Here is a 14,830-nt window from a genome sequence, read left to right as displayed (position 1 = left end):
AAGTTTCATCAAATTAATTGATAACTTTATGAGACTCAGTAAAATGAACTCTATTGCTTATAAAGGCATGTTTTTTAAGATTGTGAGAGTATGAAAATACTCGCCGATGAAGGAGGACACTTTGCGCTATTCACTAAAGCAACTGGCGGTTTTTGACGCAGTTGCAGATACCGGCAGTGTAAGCCAGGCCGCAGATAAATTGGCACTGACACAATCGGCGACAAGCATGTCGCTCGCGCAATTAGAAAAAATGCTCGGTAGGCCTTTGTTTGAAAGGCAAGGCAAGCAAATGGCGTTGACTCATTGGGGAATGTGGCTAAGGCCGAAAGCGAAGCGCTTATTACAAGACGCATTGCAGATCGAAATGGGATTTTATGAGCAACATTTGCTGAGTGGAGAGATTCGCATGGGGGCAAGTCAAACCCCAGCTGAACATTTGGTTCCAGACCTTATCAGTATCATTGATAATGACTTTCCGGAGATGAGAATCTCCCTTGGAGTACAGAGTACGAAAGGCGTTATTGATGGTGTTTTAGGCTATAAATATGATTTAGGTATCATTGAAGGCCGTTGTGATGATAATCGTCTGCACCAAGAAGTATGGTGTCGAGATCACCTTACGGTTGTTGCATCTTCCCACCATCCTTTTGCTCGCAATCAATCGGTGAGTCTCGCGCAATTAGAACAGGCGAAATGGGTGCTTAGAGAGCATGGGTCTGGTACTCGCAAAACATTTGATAGCTCTATTCACCATCTTATCGAAGATTTGGATGTGTGGCGCGAGTACGAGCACGTTCCTGTATTACGCAGTCTCGTTGCAAACGGTCAATATCTTACTTGCTTACCGTATTTAGACGTAGAGCGTTACATCGAAGTTGGTCATCTTGTCGCATTAAATGTACCTGAATTAAAAATGGAGAGAACGCTGTCATTTATATGGCGTGCAGATATGGCAGAGAATCCATTGGTTGACTGCATTAAGCGTGAGGGCTTGCGAATGATGAAGGGTAAACCATCGGTCTTCTGACCGTTAGGTTAATCAGTTTTGTATAGTAAAGTCTCGTTTATTGCCACTAACACGCTTTACTTGCTACGTTCATTACTCCCTAAACCTGTTGATTTATCGGTTGCGTCAAACTTTTAATGCAAGGGGTGAAATATGCGATATCTTATTGTGATCAATGTCACCGATAAGTTGAGCTGATATCTCTAATATGTGTCCTTGATTTCAATGTATGAAGGCAGTTATCGAACCAAAAGAGTGCGGTAATAGCCAAGTAGGTACGACTAACATGACGACACTTTTAGCTATCTCTATCACTACTGGAATTTTATCTGGCGTATGGGGTTGGATTGCCATTTCTTTAGGTCTGCTGTCTTGGGCTGGTTTCCTTGGCTGCACGAGCTATTTTGCGATCCCGACTGGCGGATTGAGAGGGTTAGGGACTAGCCTAGTTACCAATATGACCGGTGTGTTTTGGGCAATGGTAATAATTTATGCTTCGACTTATGTGGGGCTTGAAATTCTAGGTTATGTCATTACCGCTATTGTGGCATTTTTCATGTGTATTCAAGCCAAGCAAGCTTGGTTAGCGTACATTCCTGGTACTTTCATCGGAGCATGCGCGACCTTTGCCGCTGATGGAAACTGGCAACTTGTCATCCCATCCTTGTTGGTGGGGGGGATATTTGGTTACCTGATGAAAGCAACCGGACTTTGGTTACATACGAAATCAACCACGACATCTTCGCTTGCCGAGCAAGCTCAGTAGTGGCCCCCAATCTTATTTGTATCCGCTGTGTATTGAGTTTACCCCGCTCATACCGTTAATCAAAATTAGTGATGTTTGATACGAGCACACCAAGTTGGTGTGCTTTTTTTGTTTCCAGAACTAAACGTTGGCGCTTACTGCCTTAGGTATTACCGTTTGCCATCGTTACGATCCGCTTTAGTGTCCAGCGGAGTAATACTGGAATGCATTCGACCCCCTGTGATTCACAATAAGAAACAATGGCTAACGCCAGATCAGGTTTTGCATGTTTTTTTAGCACGCGGTTGACGACTTTTTTAGCTGGGATAGGGTGATCATGAGGAACTTTGATAATGTCTTTAAAGAAAAGTTCAAAACCATGGTTATACAGAAAGTGCTCGATGTCGCGATCGGGCAACTCAGTCAGTCTATGTCTTTCTTGATCATGCCCGAGTTGTGCTCTAACCGTGTGAGCGTATTTTTTCCCCGCAGGGTCGCCATCCGTCACGACATGCCAGTCGATTCCAAACTCTTTTGCTACTTTGACCAGTGACTTTAGCCCTGACTGCGCAAACTCCACTATCTGAACGCCTTCAGCCGCTAAATCATAACCGCACTGGCGCGCGAGTTCATTGAACAGCCAAACCTCTGTTTCACCCTCTACCAATAGCCAACAGCGTGCAAATAAAGCTCCTGAACGGTGGAAACGAATATGAAAGCCGATTCTCCTTAACTCATCAATCCCAAATTTTGAAGTATTTAGGCTTTTAGCGATCGTACGGTCTGATAAACGAATTAAACGTCGAATAGAATACAAAGGAACAGAACCTAACATGCTCCCACTATTCGTTGTTAAAATCTTCTGCATTGGTAAAAGTTGTAATAAGGACCATGCTCTCGCAAGGTGAGTTGGATGCAGACGACCTTCAGGGTCTTCAATGATCAGTATCGGCCTTGCGCAGCGTCTTAAGTCGGTAGGTCCTTTTGCTTGAAGGTAAGCGTTCAGTAGCCCCATCAATAATAAGCGACTTTGTTTGTCATTCGTCTCTTTAAGAAACTGACTCAACCCTTTATCAGAGGATGGGCTCGTGTAAAAAAGTCCGTCTCTTGGTTTTCTCGGGCTACCTTTACTGACGCTTCGAAAAGCAAAATAGTGCTCGACTAAGGTTTGCATCGAGTCAAGACTGCTGCGGATTTCTCCTTTGTTTACATGACCTGGCATCGCTAATAAGCGTCGGCATGTATTGTTAATTCGTTTCTCAATCCGGGCATTGATGCTATTGCCATTAACGTGATTTAAGTGAGGGAAGCGTCGAGAGTCTCGTAAACGGATGACAGGGTGAAGCGTCATTAACTCTATCGCCAGTTTTTCTGAATGATGGAGAAGCTTAGGAATACCATTCTGGTCCAGAAACGCATATTTGGTTTCAATATCATGCCCATTACGTGACGCGCTAATGCGGTAATAAATGACGTGCTCACCACTGTTATTCGTGCACCATGTTGGTTTAATGCGGCGATAACGGCCCGCTTTTACTTCGTGTTTATCTTGTGCTTTAAAGCAAACAATAATTTGTAGGTGTTGAGACTGCGGGTGAGAGATGGAGTAATCGACATGAAAGTCCTTCAGTTCAAATTGATACAGCGAACCATCAGCAGGCAGTGCGATTGAAAGGGCGTCCAATAATGAAGATTTGCCCCAAGTGTTCTCACCAATGAGTGTGGTGAGCTCATCAAAAGAGAGCGAAAGGCGTTTGATGCCTCTAAATCCGGAGATTTCGATGCGTTCTAGTCTCATCTCAATCCTCCTTGCAATTGTTTGAATTATAGAGCGTTATTTTGCTATCTCTAAGCATATATGAATTCAGGTTTATCGAATTCACCTCAGTTCACAAAATCACCACCAACCTCCTTATGAATAGAGACCGTAATAAGCTTGAGGCGCTTTCATCGACAACCTAGAAACATCGGGATCACGTAAATATGAAATAAAAAATTCAATGTTTCATAAAATTCATGATTCTGTCATGATTCCCTTCTTATTATTATAAGGAATGAAAAGAGAGACGATGAAAATGAATAAAAATCATAAGCCAGTAAGAATAAAACTGGCACACATCAATGACACTCATTCCTATTTTGAGCCAACGTCATTACAGCTAAAATTAAAAATTAATAACGATCTCATACTGGAACCTTATGTGAGTGCTGGTGGCTTCTCGCGTATTGCAACACGTGTGGATCAGTTGCGGGAAGATGCAAAACGCCAACGTCAAGGAATGCTCTTCCTTCATGCGGGCGACTGCTTTCAAGGCACGCTTTATTTCTCTTTATTTAAGGGAAAAGCGAACGCGGATTTGTTGAATGCGTTGAAAATCGATGCTATGGCCTTGGGAAATCATGAACTGGATATGGGCAATGAGCCTGTCGCGCTATTTTGCCAACGTACTCAATTCCCATTACTTGCTGGTAACTGGGACTTATCAAGCGAGTCTCTTTCCAAACAGCACCGTATCAGCGATTGTAATAATGTTTATAGCTTTCAAAAAGAGACACAGAGCGCACAATACATCGTGAAAGAATTTCAAGGTGAACAGGTTGCGATTTTCGGCCTATCTATAGATAAAATGAGCGATATTGCTAACCCTGATGCAGACACCCCTTTCATGACTGCAATCGATACGGCTAGGGCAACGATAGAGCAAATCCATTCTGCTGGTATTAACAATATCATTCTTCTTAGTCATTTGGGTTATGAGGGCGATTTGGAACTAGCTGAAAAGGTCCAAGGGATCGGTATTATTGTCGGAGGGCATAGCCACAGACTCCAAGGGGATTTCTCTTCTATCGGGCTAGGTCAAGATGACCCTTACGGCGTTAAAGTGAAGGACACTTACGTTGTGCAGGCGGGGTATCACGCATTAACCATGGGGCATTGTGTGATCGAGTTTGATCAAGACGGCAAAGCGACCATGCTGAATGGTCAAAATGAGTTATTACTAGGGCGCCGTATTTTTTGGGATTCGAAGTTAAACCAGCAATTAGACCAAGGTGTATTTGAAACGGCATGTAATTTTATTCATGGTCAACCTAATGTTGTTGTTTGTAAAAAACACCCAGAGACGCAAGCAATCCTAAACGAAAAGTATATCCCTCGTGTAAGGCAGCTGGCAGTCGCAAGTGATTGCGAATGTGGATGCAAAAAAACGCCATGTTCGCATCCCTGATGAGTTTGGTGAGAGTGAATTAGCGCCCTCAGTTGCGCGATCATTCTTACACAGTTTGAATAAGCGTGGTCATAAGGTTCAATTTGCCATTCACAATGCTGGCGGTGTAAGAACCTCATTAAACCCTGGATATATTACGGTGGCAGATGTTGCCGGACGGTTATTGCCTTTTGCCGTTCCTATTGGTTTTTATGATGTACAAGGCAGTGCGATTCGTCGTGCTCTTGAAGGGGCTATCAATAACGCATTAAATAATGGTGTTGAGGGGACAGGGTCGGGTAGCTACCCCTATACGTATAACTTGAACTTTGAGTACCATGCCGATTCAGCAAAAGGTGAAAGAATAAAATCTTTAGAGATTTTTGATGGTAGCCAGTGGGTTGATGTTGAAGATAATACTTGGTACCGCGGCACTTCTTCCGCCTATACGATGAAAGGCAAAGAAGGTTACGATGCGTTACTGGAAATGAAAGGTGAAGGACGTATAACCAACTTATCAATGGCGGATTGTTTCATCGAATTACTAACGGATGAGCCAAACTGTTTGAACCAAAGTCACAAACTTTACAAGCAGCAACATAAATAAAATCAGTTGGTATCGATTTTGCTCTCATCTCTACGCTAGATGTGATGAGAGGATGGAAGGATGTGGAAGAAAGGTTGGGCGGATGCTGCTGTGGTTGTTGCATGGGTCGCTGTATGGTCAACGTTAGTGTACTTTGTACCTTCCAGTGGATTGTAATTGCCAGCAATAAGGATGTTTCAAAAGGAGCGACTTCGCTCCTTTTTTGACTTCCGAGGCGCATCAAATATCCATTAAGTTCCATCCAATGTCTTTATTCCCAGTCGACTTTCTCTTTTGATTGTTAATAAAAATTCCAATTCGGAATGATAAATTTTTTTTGTTTGACACCGTTACGGTCGGCGTTAGTATGGCGGCGTTTGGGGAGTAGTTAGCGCAAGTTTACTTATCGTCATCTCGTTAAGCAGCAGCTTATCCGGTAAGTAAAGGTGTCGTGTGGTTTAGTCACGCTTCACTTCAACGAGACCAACGCATTTATGACTGGCGGACACATTGTTATGTGACCGCTGTTGATATTATATGCGGAAGGTCACCCAAGTTATGTCCTTCCGCTTAGGGAGGAAGCATGTCTCTTATCGAAAATACTACCCAATTTCAAGAATCACTCACTATGTACGGTGCCTTTGGTTTGTTTGCACTCGCGTTGGTGGCGCTCGACATTTACCAAACTCGCGGTGGCATCATTACCATGAAAAAAGCCATGGTTTGGAGTGTTTTTTGGTTCTTACTTGCGTTTGTTTTTGCAGGATCAATCTATTTTTTCTGGGATTTTTACGCACCACATAGCACTTACACAAACGACAAAGCTACGATTTCATTCTTGACAGGTTACTTGCTAGAGAAGTCGCTTAGCGTGGATAACTTGTTTGTGTTTGCTATTATCTTTGCGCAATACAAAGTACCGGAACATTTACGACCACGCGCGTTGTTATGGGGTGTGATTGGCGCATTGGTACTTCGTGCCATGATGATTGCTGTGGGGGCCCAATTACTGGCTCAATATCATTGGGTACTTTACTTGTTCGCGGCATTCCTCATTTGGACGGGGATCAAGCTGGCACGTGACAAAGGTGAAGAGGAAGTAAACCCATACCCAGAACAATTCATCCGTAAGTTTTTACCAGTAACTGAAGAGTACCAAGACAACCACTTGATCCTGAAGCAAGCCGGTAAGTGGGTAGTAACTCCTATGCTGATTGTTGTTGGTGTGATAGCCGTAATGGATGTGATGTTCGCATTGGACTCTATTCCTGCAATTTTTGCGGTAACACGTGAGCCATTTCTAGTGCTTGCAGCGAATGTATTCGCTTTATTAGGCTTACGCTCTCTGTACTTTGTACTTCAAGCGATGCTGGATAAGTTCGTGTACTTAAAGCCAGCATTATCGGTGATCATGATGTTCATCGGTGTAAAGATGTTATTGGTCGGAACAGAGTATGAAATCCCGACAATTTGGTCACTGACATTTTTGATTGTTGTTATGACGTCAGCAACCATTGCTTCGATGTACAAAAACAGATTAGACAATCAACTTAGTCAAACTAGCGTTACTATTACTAATCAAAAACTTTAAATTTTGAGAAGGATCATGTCGTGACGATGAATGTTGCGGTTAATAAAATGTTGCAATTTGGGGTTCAGTTGTACATTTAAAGTGAGGGTATTCAATATTTTCTGATATTTTTGAATAATTATACGTAATACATTCATTTGTATTTTTATAGGTTGTAATGAAATTGTTTTATTAGAAAAAGTAATTTGAATAAGTAAATTTTGTCACTTTTTAAACTACGATAGAGTGACTAATATATGACCAATAAAATATATTACTGCTTTAAAGAGAGGCAATCATGGCACAAGCAATGCAAATGACAAATGTAGCTTTACCAACCTCTATGGAACAGAAAACCTACGCGGTTAACTTCAAAGGATTGATTGCTCACTTACTAGACATTCTTTTTGTTGATAATACGGCACCACACCGTTACAGCACAGAAGACTTGTCTGCACACATTCAAAAAGATGTCGGGATATACCGCTAATCTTAACAGTTTTAATTCAAATACCGGCTTAGAGCCGGTATTTTTTTATCTAGGTATTTTGCTAATCAATGACTATTTACTAAGAGTGTTTCCAGTGGGTGAGTAATTGGATGTGCTCTGGGCCAATTCCGCAGCAGCCTCCAATGACGTTCGCCCCGTTGGCATACCATTGTTTAGCAAAACTTAAATATTCTTCGGGAGAGAGTTCTCGGGTCTCTTGAATGGTGTTGTTGGCTTCGTGATTCGCTTTTATCGCCGAGAAGCTATTCGCGTAAACTCCGATCTCGATGTCACTGTGATGACTGGTTAAGACTGACTTAGTCTCCATCACGGCTTGTCCCATCACTTCTGGAATAGAGCAGTTGAAGTAGATACCGGCAGTATTACTTTTATTTGATCCAGTGATTAACTGTTTAATGGCCAAGATGACACTTTCTCTAGAGCGAAGCTGGGCGCTATGATTTAATTCGTCAAGCAGAGAGAACGCGTAACAAACGGGCTTGGTACTTGTCGCAAAGACCTTTTGTAAACACATGAGCTCTTCTAAACTAGTCACAGTTTCTGCTATCCAAAGGTCGACATGCGCATCTTGAGCTTCGAACAGAGCACGAAAAATGGCTTCTCCTTTTTTGATTCAAATAAGTCAGGGCGATAACTTCCGAATGCAGGAGGAATGCAGCCAGCGACCTGGACTTTATCCCCATGCTCATCTGCACACTCACGGGCAATTTTAGCTGCCTTGCATGCTAATTTAGCACCTTGCTGCTCGTAGAGCGCTCGTCCAAGATGAAATGGTACGCATGCGTAGCTATTAGCAATGATGATTTCTGCCCCGGCTTGGATAAAGTTACGATGCGCTTGATACACGAACTCAGGAGATTCAATTAAAGCTTGAGCGCTCCAATGTGGTTGGGAAAAAGGGGCTCCCATACGTTTCAGTTCTCGTCCCATGCCACCATCAAGAATGGTCAACTTCTTCATACAACAATCCATTTTCGTTCGAGTTAATGAAACCTTAATAGAAAACAATCGTGAGAAAAAGAGAAGATTAAGTGTGTTATGTGAGTGATGAGAGCAATGAGCGTGCTTAAGCAACAAAAAAACGGGGCTCCAAGTGGAGCCCCGTTTTAACTTCGAAAGTAATTCGATATTATTTTTTACGACAGTATTCAGCGATCACGTACATAGATTGACCACCATTTACCTTGCCTGAAACCAGTTTTGGGTCGTTACCAAGGCTGATACCACGAATAACAGTACCTTGTTTAATCACTTGGCTTGTGCCTTTGATTGGCAGATCTTTGATTACAGTGACATCGTCACCTTTTTTGAGCTCAGTGCCGTTGCAATCTAAGGTTTTGTCATCGTCAGACATACCTTTCATTGCCCAGTTCATTTGCTCTTCTTCCATGTACATCATGTCAAGAGCATCTTGAGCCCAGCTTTCAGTGTTTAGGCGAGTTAGTTGGCGCCATGCCGTCACTTGTACTGCAGGAACCTGACTCCACATGCTGTCATTTAGACAGCGCCAGTGATTAATGTCTTTAGGTTCTTCAATCTCACCGTGGCATTTGTCACATACCATGATCGCGGTATCGACGGTTATGTTACTGTGTGGTGGTACAGCGTAAGCCGTTAATTGAGATTCAGAAGAACACAGTTCACATTTTGACTCGCAGCGCGCAAGCAGAGTAGCTTCAATAGACATAAGGACTCACCTTAGAAGTGTTATTTTGTGGCGATATTATCCACTTTATCCTGAGAAATAAAAGGGTGTTATCGAATTAAAGCTGAGATTTTACAACACTCCAACCTGATTAGACGGAAGGTGTAAAATATTCGCTAAACAAATAAGACCTAAAAGGTAAATAGGAATAGACGTTATCTAGAATGATGATTTCGTTGCCTATACATCCAAAAGAGGCAGTAGATACTCGCGATAACAGAGTGAGAACGCAACGACTTTTCATAGTAGAAGAAATATGAAGGGAGTTGAATTCTATAAAACAAAAAAGCCCAGTCGAAACTGGGCATTGGGGGATTGATTAGGCGATCACTTCAGAACAGAAGTGTCTGTGACACCTGTTAATGCATCATCCATTAAGAAGTCAGAGTTTTCCATTTGCATCTCAATATGATGGGCAAGATCGTTCAATGATCCAGCAGGAGAAGCAAAGGTACTGTGCGATGCCGTTGCGTTAAACTGTACAAAGCTTGCAGTCGCGTTCACAGCGGTATCTGAGCTGTGAACTTTCTTCAGCCCCAGCTTCTCAGCCAGTGGTTCAGTTCCCGCAAAGGGCGCAGTGGTGACGTTATTTGGTACCGTTGCATCACCATCCACTTCCGTCATCAGGAATGGCGTTGTTAGCGAACCAGAAGCAATTAAATCAGCCGAATTTGTAAACGGGTCAACCGTATCTAGCGTGGTTTGTGCTGCATAGATAAATTGTGAGAACCCAGCTTCTAATGCCGCCAATTGCGCTTCCGTTGCCGCAGATTCAAATGCTTCGTAACAAGCTTTATCTTCTAACGCCAATTTAGTACACGTGGAATCAGCGTAACTCGCGTAGTCTGAAGACGCGGCGTAAGCTAAATTATGCTTGATCTGAGGACCATAATTGTCCGATCCCAAGAGTAAGTTGCCAATTTGGCCACCTGAGTTATGTACGGATGCGGAGCTAAACGTGTAAAGCGCATCTGCGGTAGGGCTGCCAAGCGTGTTGTTTGCAGCCGCAACGGCTGAGGTGGCAACAATACCGCCCAGTGAGTGACCGAGCATTTTGACTTTAGAGCCAGTCATTGGGTTAAAGCCTTGTAGAGGGCCTCCGGCCAACAGACCACCTTGTGCCGATACCACTAAGCTTGCACGTAAACCTAGTACATCCAGTACACTCTGACGCAAGTTATCACGAGCGACCGTCAAATTAGAAAGGTTTAAGTAAGCCAACACGTCTGCATTTGCTGAACGTTGTTCATCTAAGCTACGGGTACCGTGAATAGGTAAGTCAATAGCGATAACAGCCACACCAGCTTTTACCATATTGAACGCGAACGCGTACGCATTCTCTTTTGCTGAAGTAATGCCGTGTTGATAAATCACCACGTCTGTCGCGACACCGGATTTAGGAGTAAAGACTAACACTTCGACGTCTTCTACCGATTTGACTACAGGAACTGGGGAGTAGCGGGTCACAACACGTTCACTGTCGAGTTGAGTTCCATCATTCAATGTGAGTGTAGAGCCGACCAGTTTCAACTGCTCAGTTGGGTCGTCGGCAAGTTTGGTCACATCGACAGGGTCGTCGGCAAAAACACCCGTTGATAACTGCTGAACCATATTCGCTTGCTCTGTAGGCTCTGCCAGCGCTGCGCTGAGTTTCGCTAAGCTTGGCATGGCAGACGCCATTGGCTGCATGTTCCAGTTTGCACCTTTTTCTAGATAATGAGGCAGTCTGACGACACCTTGAGTGACATTTACATCGGCACCTGACTGCGTATAAAGGCCTTTAATTGCCGTTTTCGCCGCGTCTAGGTCACTAATGTACTTACTAAAATCGTCGTCAGAGTCTAGCGCCGCCACAAAGTCTTGAGTTGTCCCAAGTGTCATGGTGTAAGCGGCGGATAAATCCACAGCACCTTGGTTAATTTCGTTTTTGTAAACGGTATTGAGTGTATTTGCACCGGTTGAAAAACCGGTTGCGGTGACCCCTTTGACTGCCGAGAGTGTGTCACCGACAGATTGAGTGCTAAACCATGAAGAGTAAATAATGTCTGCAGGGTTAACACTCGCTAAACCAAAAATACCTTCAACCGCTTTGGTCACGGCTTGCACAGAAGCAAGGTCGCCTGTTTCATAAATGATTTCTTTCGTTTTACCAGTCGCATAGCTTGACGACGTACCAATCTCATCGCCATTGACATCTTTGACCTCTTGCGTAACAGCAAAGATATATTCACTGGATTCATCTAGTGCATCTGAGAACTGAATATAGAGGCTATTACCGCGAGAGATGACTTTGAAGTCGACGTCTTCGTCTGGAGTCACGCCATCTTCTATTTTAAGCTCTTCTGCAATTGGATTAGATTGACCATCCCAATCGGTTATACGTTGGTTGAGTTTAATAACGCTTACACCTGACGTAACAAGACCATCTGCGAATCCATCGCCTTTAAAGTTTAAAACGATTGGCATCGATGTTGACCAACCATCCATCGTATTCATCGCCGCACGAGGGTTAGTTAATGCATCATCGCCGCCTGTAGGCAGACCAAGTGTACCGTCGGTGGTGTCCATGAGTAGGTAGGATGGCGTAGGCACATCTGCGTTAGTGCCTTGAAGAGTGAAGCTTATGGATGTTCCACGATCGAGTAGTGCTTGGACTTCATCTTCAAACTGCACTTTGTCAGAAGTCCCCGAGCTTGATGTATTGTCACCACAACCAGAAAGTAGGATCGCAGAACAAAGCAGTGATAATTTAAACGTATGTTTCATTGGTTTACTCCGTAATCCCATTATTTGAAGGTGTAGTTCATCTGCACTGCACTAATGTAGGCTGTGCCTTCTGAATTGAACTTAATCTCTTGATCAGCTGCATTAGTCTCGGTGAAAGAGCCAGACTCACTCTTCACGAGCGCGAAACCTGCATCAAAAGTTAGATTCTCGTTCATCGCGTAAGTTAAGCCAGCGCTGTACCACATACGATCACTGTCGGGAATGCTCAATGTGGCTTTACCGGCTTGTTCGTCGTATGCCAAGCCTGCACGGAATGTCCATTCTGTGTTGAGAGTGTACGTTGCACCAACAGAGTAGCGGTTGTTGTCTTCGTACTTTTCTGGTTTGAAGAAACACACCCCATCATTACATTCGTTACTGGTCGCTTTGAGTTCTTTAAATGTACTCCAATCAGTTTGTTGCCAACCGTAATGCACGGCCCATTGGTCATTTAGCTGATGGAAAGCAGAAAGTTCAATGATCGATGGAAGAGATATCTGTAGACGGCCATCCACTTTTGCTGATGTAGCAATGCCAGAGTCATAGCTGCTGAACTCTCCATCATCAAAATCAAGATCCACTTTAGAACGGTAGCCGAAGCCAAAACGGTTGTTTTCATTTAATTCGAACAGCGCGCCAATGTTCCAACCCCAAGCGAAGGTTTCGCCTTCCATACCAACAAGGTTGTCAGATTTATTACCGCCAAACACCCCGGCGAGTGCCCCTTTATGGCGAGTCAGTTCTGCTTCGGCATAGACTAGGTTGATACCGCCGCCAACACTAAAGGATTCATTAATACGGTAAGCAACATTTGGGTTAATATTGACGGAAAGCAGAGAGGTATCACCCGCCATATCACCAGCGGAGATGTCATCTGGGTAATCGGTCGCGACACCATAGGTTGTAAACATACCAATACCCCAAGCCCATTTATCATTGATAGGGCTGATGTAGTAACCAGCCGGCACAACTTGTAAAGGGGCGATGTCTTTAGATTGTTCATTGTGGTAGGTATCGTAAACGTCAACTTCAGGATCGATGATAGACAACGCACCAGAGAACTGAGCTTCTTTAAAAAGCGTCATCGCCGCTGGGTTACGCGCAAGGACACTGGCATTGTCTGCGACAGCTCCCTCACCGGAAAATGCTCGACCAAGACCAGATGCCGAGTGCTCAGCTACTTGGAAGCCCGCTGAATGGGCATGACACGCAAACAATATTGAAATTGTAAGCAGAGAGCAGTGCTTCTTGTTCATCCTTGACCCTCCTAGGGTGTGGTAATGTTAGACCGAAGTCCTTGTAATTGTTGTATGTCACTTTCAGCAGTTGTCATTACATTGGAATACAACTGTGATGTAAATGTAATGTTAATTGTATGTATGATAACTTGTCAAAGTTTGAGCGTATTTTGTGTGTTAAATTTGATGCATAGGTCAAACGGTGGGCGGTAACGCTATGTATTAAAGTTGTATTTTTTTAATGAATGGTTTGACCAGAATGGTTTTATCCTCCTTATGACGAAATGAAGATTAAACCAAGAGATAGTGCATTTTGCCGTTTATCTACTTAACAGGCATAATTCGCGCTTTGTGAATATCGCAATAGGAATCGCGTTGGAATTACTACATATTGAATTTTTAGGACGTCCGTTGAGGTTAGAAGGCTCTCTAGCTGGGTGGCAACAGTTGTATTGGGACAACACATTAGTCTCCCAGATTGATGCCAAGGATGATGACGCTGAAACCCGCTCACATCAGTTCAAACTCTCTGTAGGAGAAGACATTCTATTATGCCAGTTGGACTGTTCCCTTATGTGGCAACCATTTGAGTTGGCTTATCGCTTGACGGTTAACAGTGAGCTGGTTAGCGAAGGCTCACGGAACGAAAAAGACATTGAACGCCAAGTCCCGACTGTGGCTCCTTCAACCGAAAAACGTTTGAGTCTTATTGGGCTTGTGTCTCTAGGAATGAAAGCGCTCAAGAGTGCGAAAGTCATTAAAGTGGCATTAGCTTCAGCAAGCTTAGCCGCTTATTCATGGTTGTTTTCTATCGAGTTTGCGCTGGCGCTGGTGGCCTGTTTAGTGTTTCACGAATATGGTCATATTAGAGCGATGAAGTACTTTGGTATGAAAACCAAAGGCATTTATTTGATTCCCTTCCTAGGCGGGTTGGCGTTAAGTGATGAAAAGATCAACACACGTTGGCAAGATGTTGTGATTTCTATCATGGGGCCTTTTTTTGGCTTGGTCCTCAGTCTGGTATTTACATTACTTTATTGGATGACGGGTGAGGTCATGTTTGCGGGGCTGGCGGTGTTTAACGCCTTGCTAAACTTGTTCAATCTATTACCTATACTGCCTTTAGATGGTGGTCATATACTTAAAAGCATTACCTTCTCGATGAATACATGGGTAGGGTTGGCTGGCAGTATTGTTACTGCACTATTAGGGATCGCATTGAGTTATTCATTCGGATTAACCTTGCTTGGTTTTTTACTGCTTATGGGCATGTTGGAAGTGGTGATGGAATGGAAAGCTCGCCATCATAGTCATTTATTGCCCTTAACGCGTTACGGACAGCTTTTCTCGTTTGTTTGGTACTTGGTTTCTGTCGGCGGTTTTGTCGCTATCATTTGGTATTTTGCTACCCTTGGAGATAGCCTGTTGAGCTTGCCACTACAGATACTGGGTACTTAAACTATTCCTTATACCCATTAAAAAAGCTCCCTAGGGAGC

9 protein-coding genes and 2 pseudogenes are annotated in these 14,830 nt (G+C 43.6%); 6 read left to right on the top strand and 5 right to left on the bottom strand.

Annotated features, from left to right (window positions below; genetic code table 11):
• Window positions 1-121: 121 nt before the first annotated feature.
• Entirely contained in the window at window positions 122-1,027 is a 906-nt protein-coding gene (locus tag AC3D28_RS15035; protein ID WP_098414048.1) for a LysR substrate-binding domain-containing protein, read from the top strand.
• Between the two features lie 265 nt (window positions 1,028-1,292).
• Window positions 1,293-1,772: a DUF1097 domain-containing protein gene (locus AC3D28_RS15030; RefSeq protein ID WP_098414512.1), complete on the top strand. Its 480-nt coding sequence runs from the start codon at window positions 1,293-1,295 to the stop codon at window positions 1,770-1,772.
• A 142-nt stretch (window positions 1,773-1,914) separates the two neighbouring features.
• Here AC3D28_RS15030 and AC3D28_RS15025 read toward each other — a convergent pair whose 3' ends face one another.
• Window positions 1,915-3,549 (bottom strand): ATP-dependent endonuclease, encoded by a 1,635-nt coding sequence (locus AC3D28_RS15025; RefSeq protein WP_488536539.1) that lies wholly within the window; start codon window positions 3,547-3,549, stop codon window positions 1,915-1,917.
• 271 nt (window positions 3,550-3,820) lie between these two features.
• Between AC3D28_RS15025 and AC3D28_RS15020 the strand changes: the two are divergent.
• The 3 genes and pseudogenes from AC3D28_RS15020 (at window position 3,821) to AC3D28_RS15010 (ending at window position 7,603) form a co-directional block, all read left to right on the top strand.
• Window positions 3,821-5,564: pseudogene (locus AC3D28_RS15020) on the top strand (bifunctional metallophosphatase/5'-nucleotidase).
• Window positions 5,565-6,126: 562 nt separating this feature from the next.
• Complete coding sequence (locus tag AC3D28_RS15015; protein WP_488536538.1) at window positions 6,127-7,134, top strand: TerC/Alx family metal homeostasis membrane protein; 1,008 nt, start codon at window positions 6,127-6,129, stop codon at window positions 7,132-7,134.
• Window positions 7,135-7,411: 277 nt separating this feature from the next.
• On the top strand, window positions 7,412-7,603 hold the full coding sequence (locus AC3D28_RS15010; RefSeq protein ID WP_488536537.1) for a hypothetical protein: 192 nt from the start codon (window positions 7,412-7,414) through the stop codon (window positions 7,601-7,603).
• A 79-nt stretch (window positions 7,604-7,682) separates the two neighbouring features.
• On the opposite strand, the pseudogene AC3D28_RS15005 reads toward AC3D28_RS15010, so the two are convergent.
• From AC3D28_RS15005 to AC3D28_RS14990, 4 genes and pseudogenes are all read right to left on the bottom strand, one after another.
• A pseudogene (locus AC3D28_RS15005) lies at window positions 7,683-8,584 on the bottom strand (homocysteine S-methyltransferase family protein).
• 169 nt (window positions 8,585-8,753) lie between these two features.
• Window positions 8,754-9,311 carry a PhnA domain-containing protein gene (locus tag AC3D28_RS15000; protein ID WP_098414042.1) on the bottom strand — a complete coding sequence of 186 codons (558 nt, stop codon included), beginning with the start codon at window positions 9,309-9,311 and terminating at the stop codon, window positions 8,754-8,756.
• Window positions 9,312-9,656: 345 nt separating this feature from the next.
• A complete protein-coding gene (locus AC3D28_RS14995; protein WP_488536536.1) occupies window positions 9,657-12,095 on the bottom strand; it encodes a VolA/Pla-1 family phospholipase in 2,439 nt (812 codons plus the stop codon).
• A gap of 20 nt (window positions 12,096-12,115) precedes the next feature.
• Window positions 12,116-13,351 carry an outer membrane protein transport protein gene (locus AC3D28_RS14990; protein WP_488536535.1) on the bottom strand — a complete coding sequence of 412 codons (1,236 nt, stop codon included), beginning with the start codon at window positions 13,349-13,351 and terminating at the stop codon, window positions 12,116-12,118.
• Between the two features lie 357 nt (window positions 13,352-13,708).
• Here AC3D28_RS14990 and AC3D28_RS14985 point away from each other — a divergent pair, with 357 nt between their 5' ends.
• A complete protein-coding gene (locus AC3D28_RS14985; RefSeq protein WP_488536534.1) occupies window positions 13,709-14,791 on the top strand; it encodes a site-2 protease family protein in 1,083 nt (360 codons plus the stop codon).
• Window positions 14,792-14,830: the final 39 nt, after the last annotated feature.

It is taken from the genome of Vibrio sp. TAP-3B (genome assembly GCF_057784735.1).
Note: the sequence above shows the minus strand (reverse complement) of the source record. Positions and strands in the feature narration are given on the sequence as shown.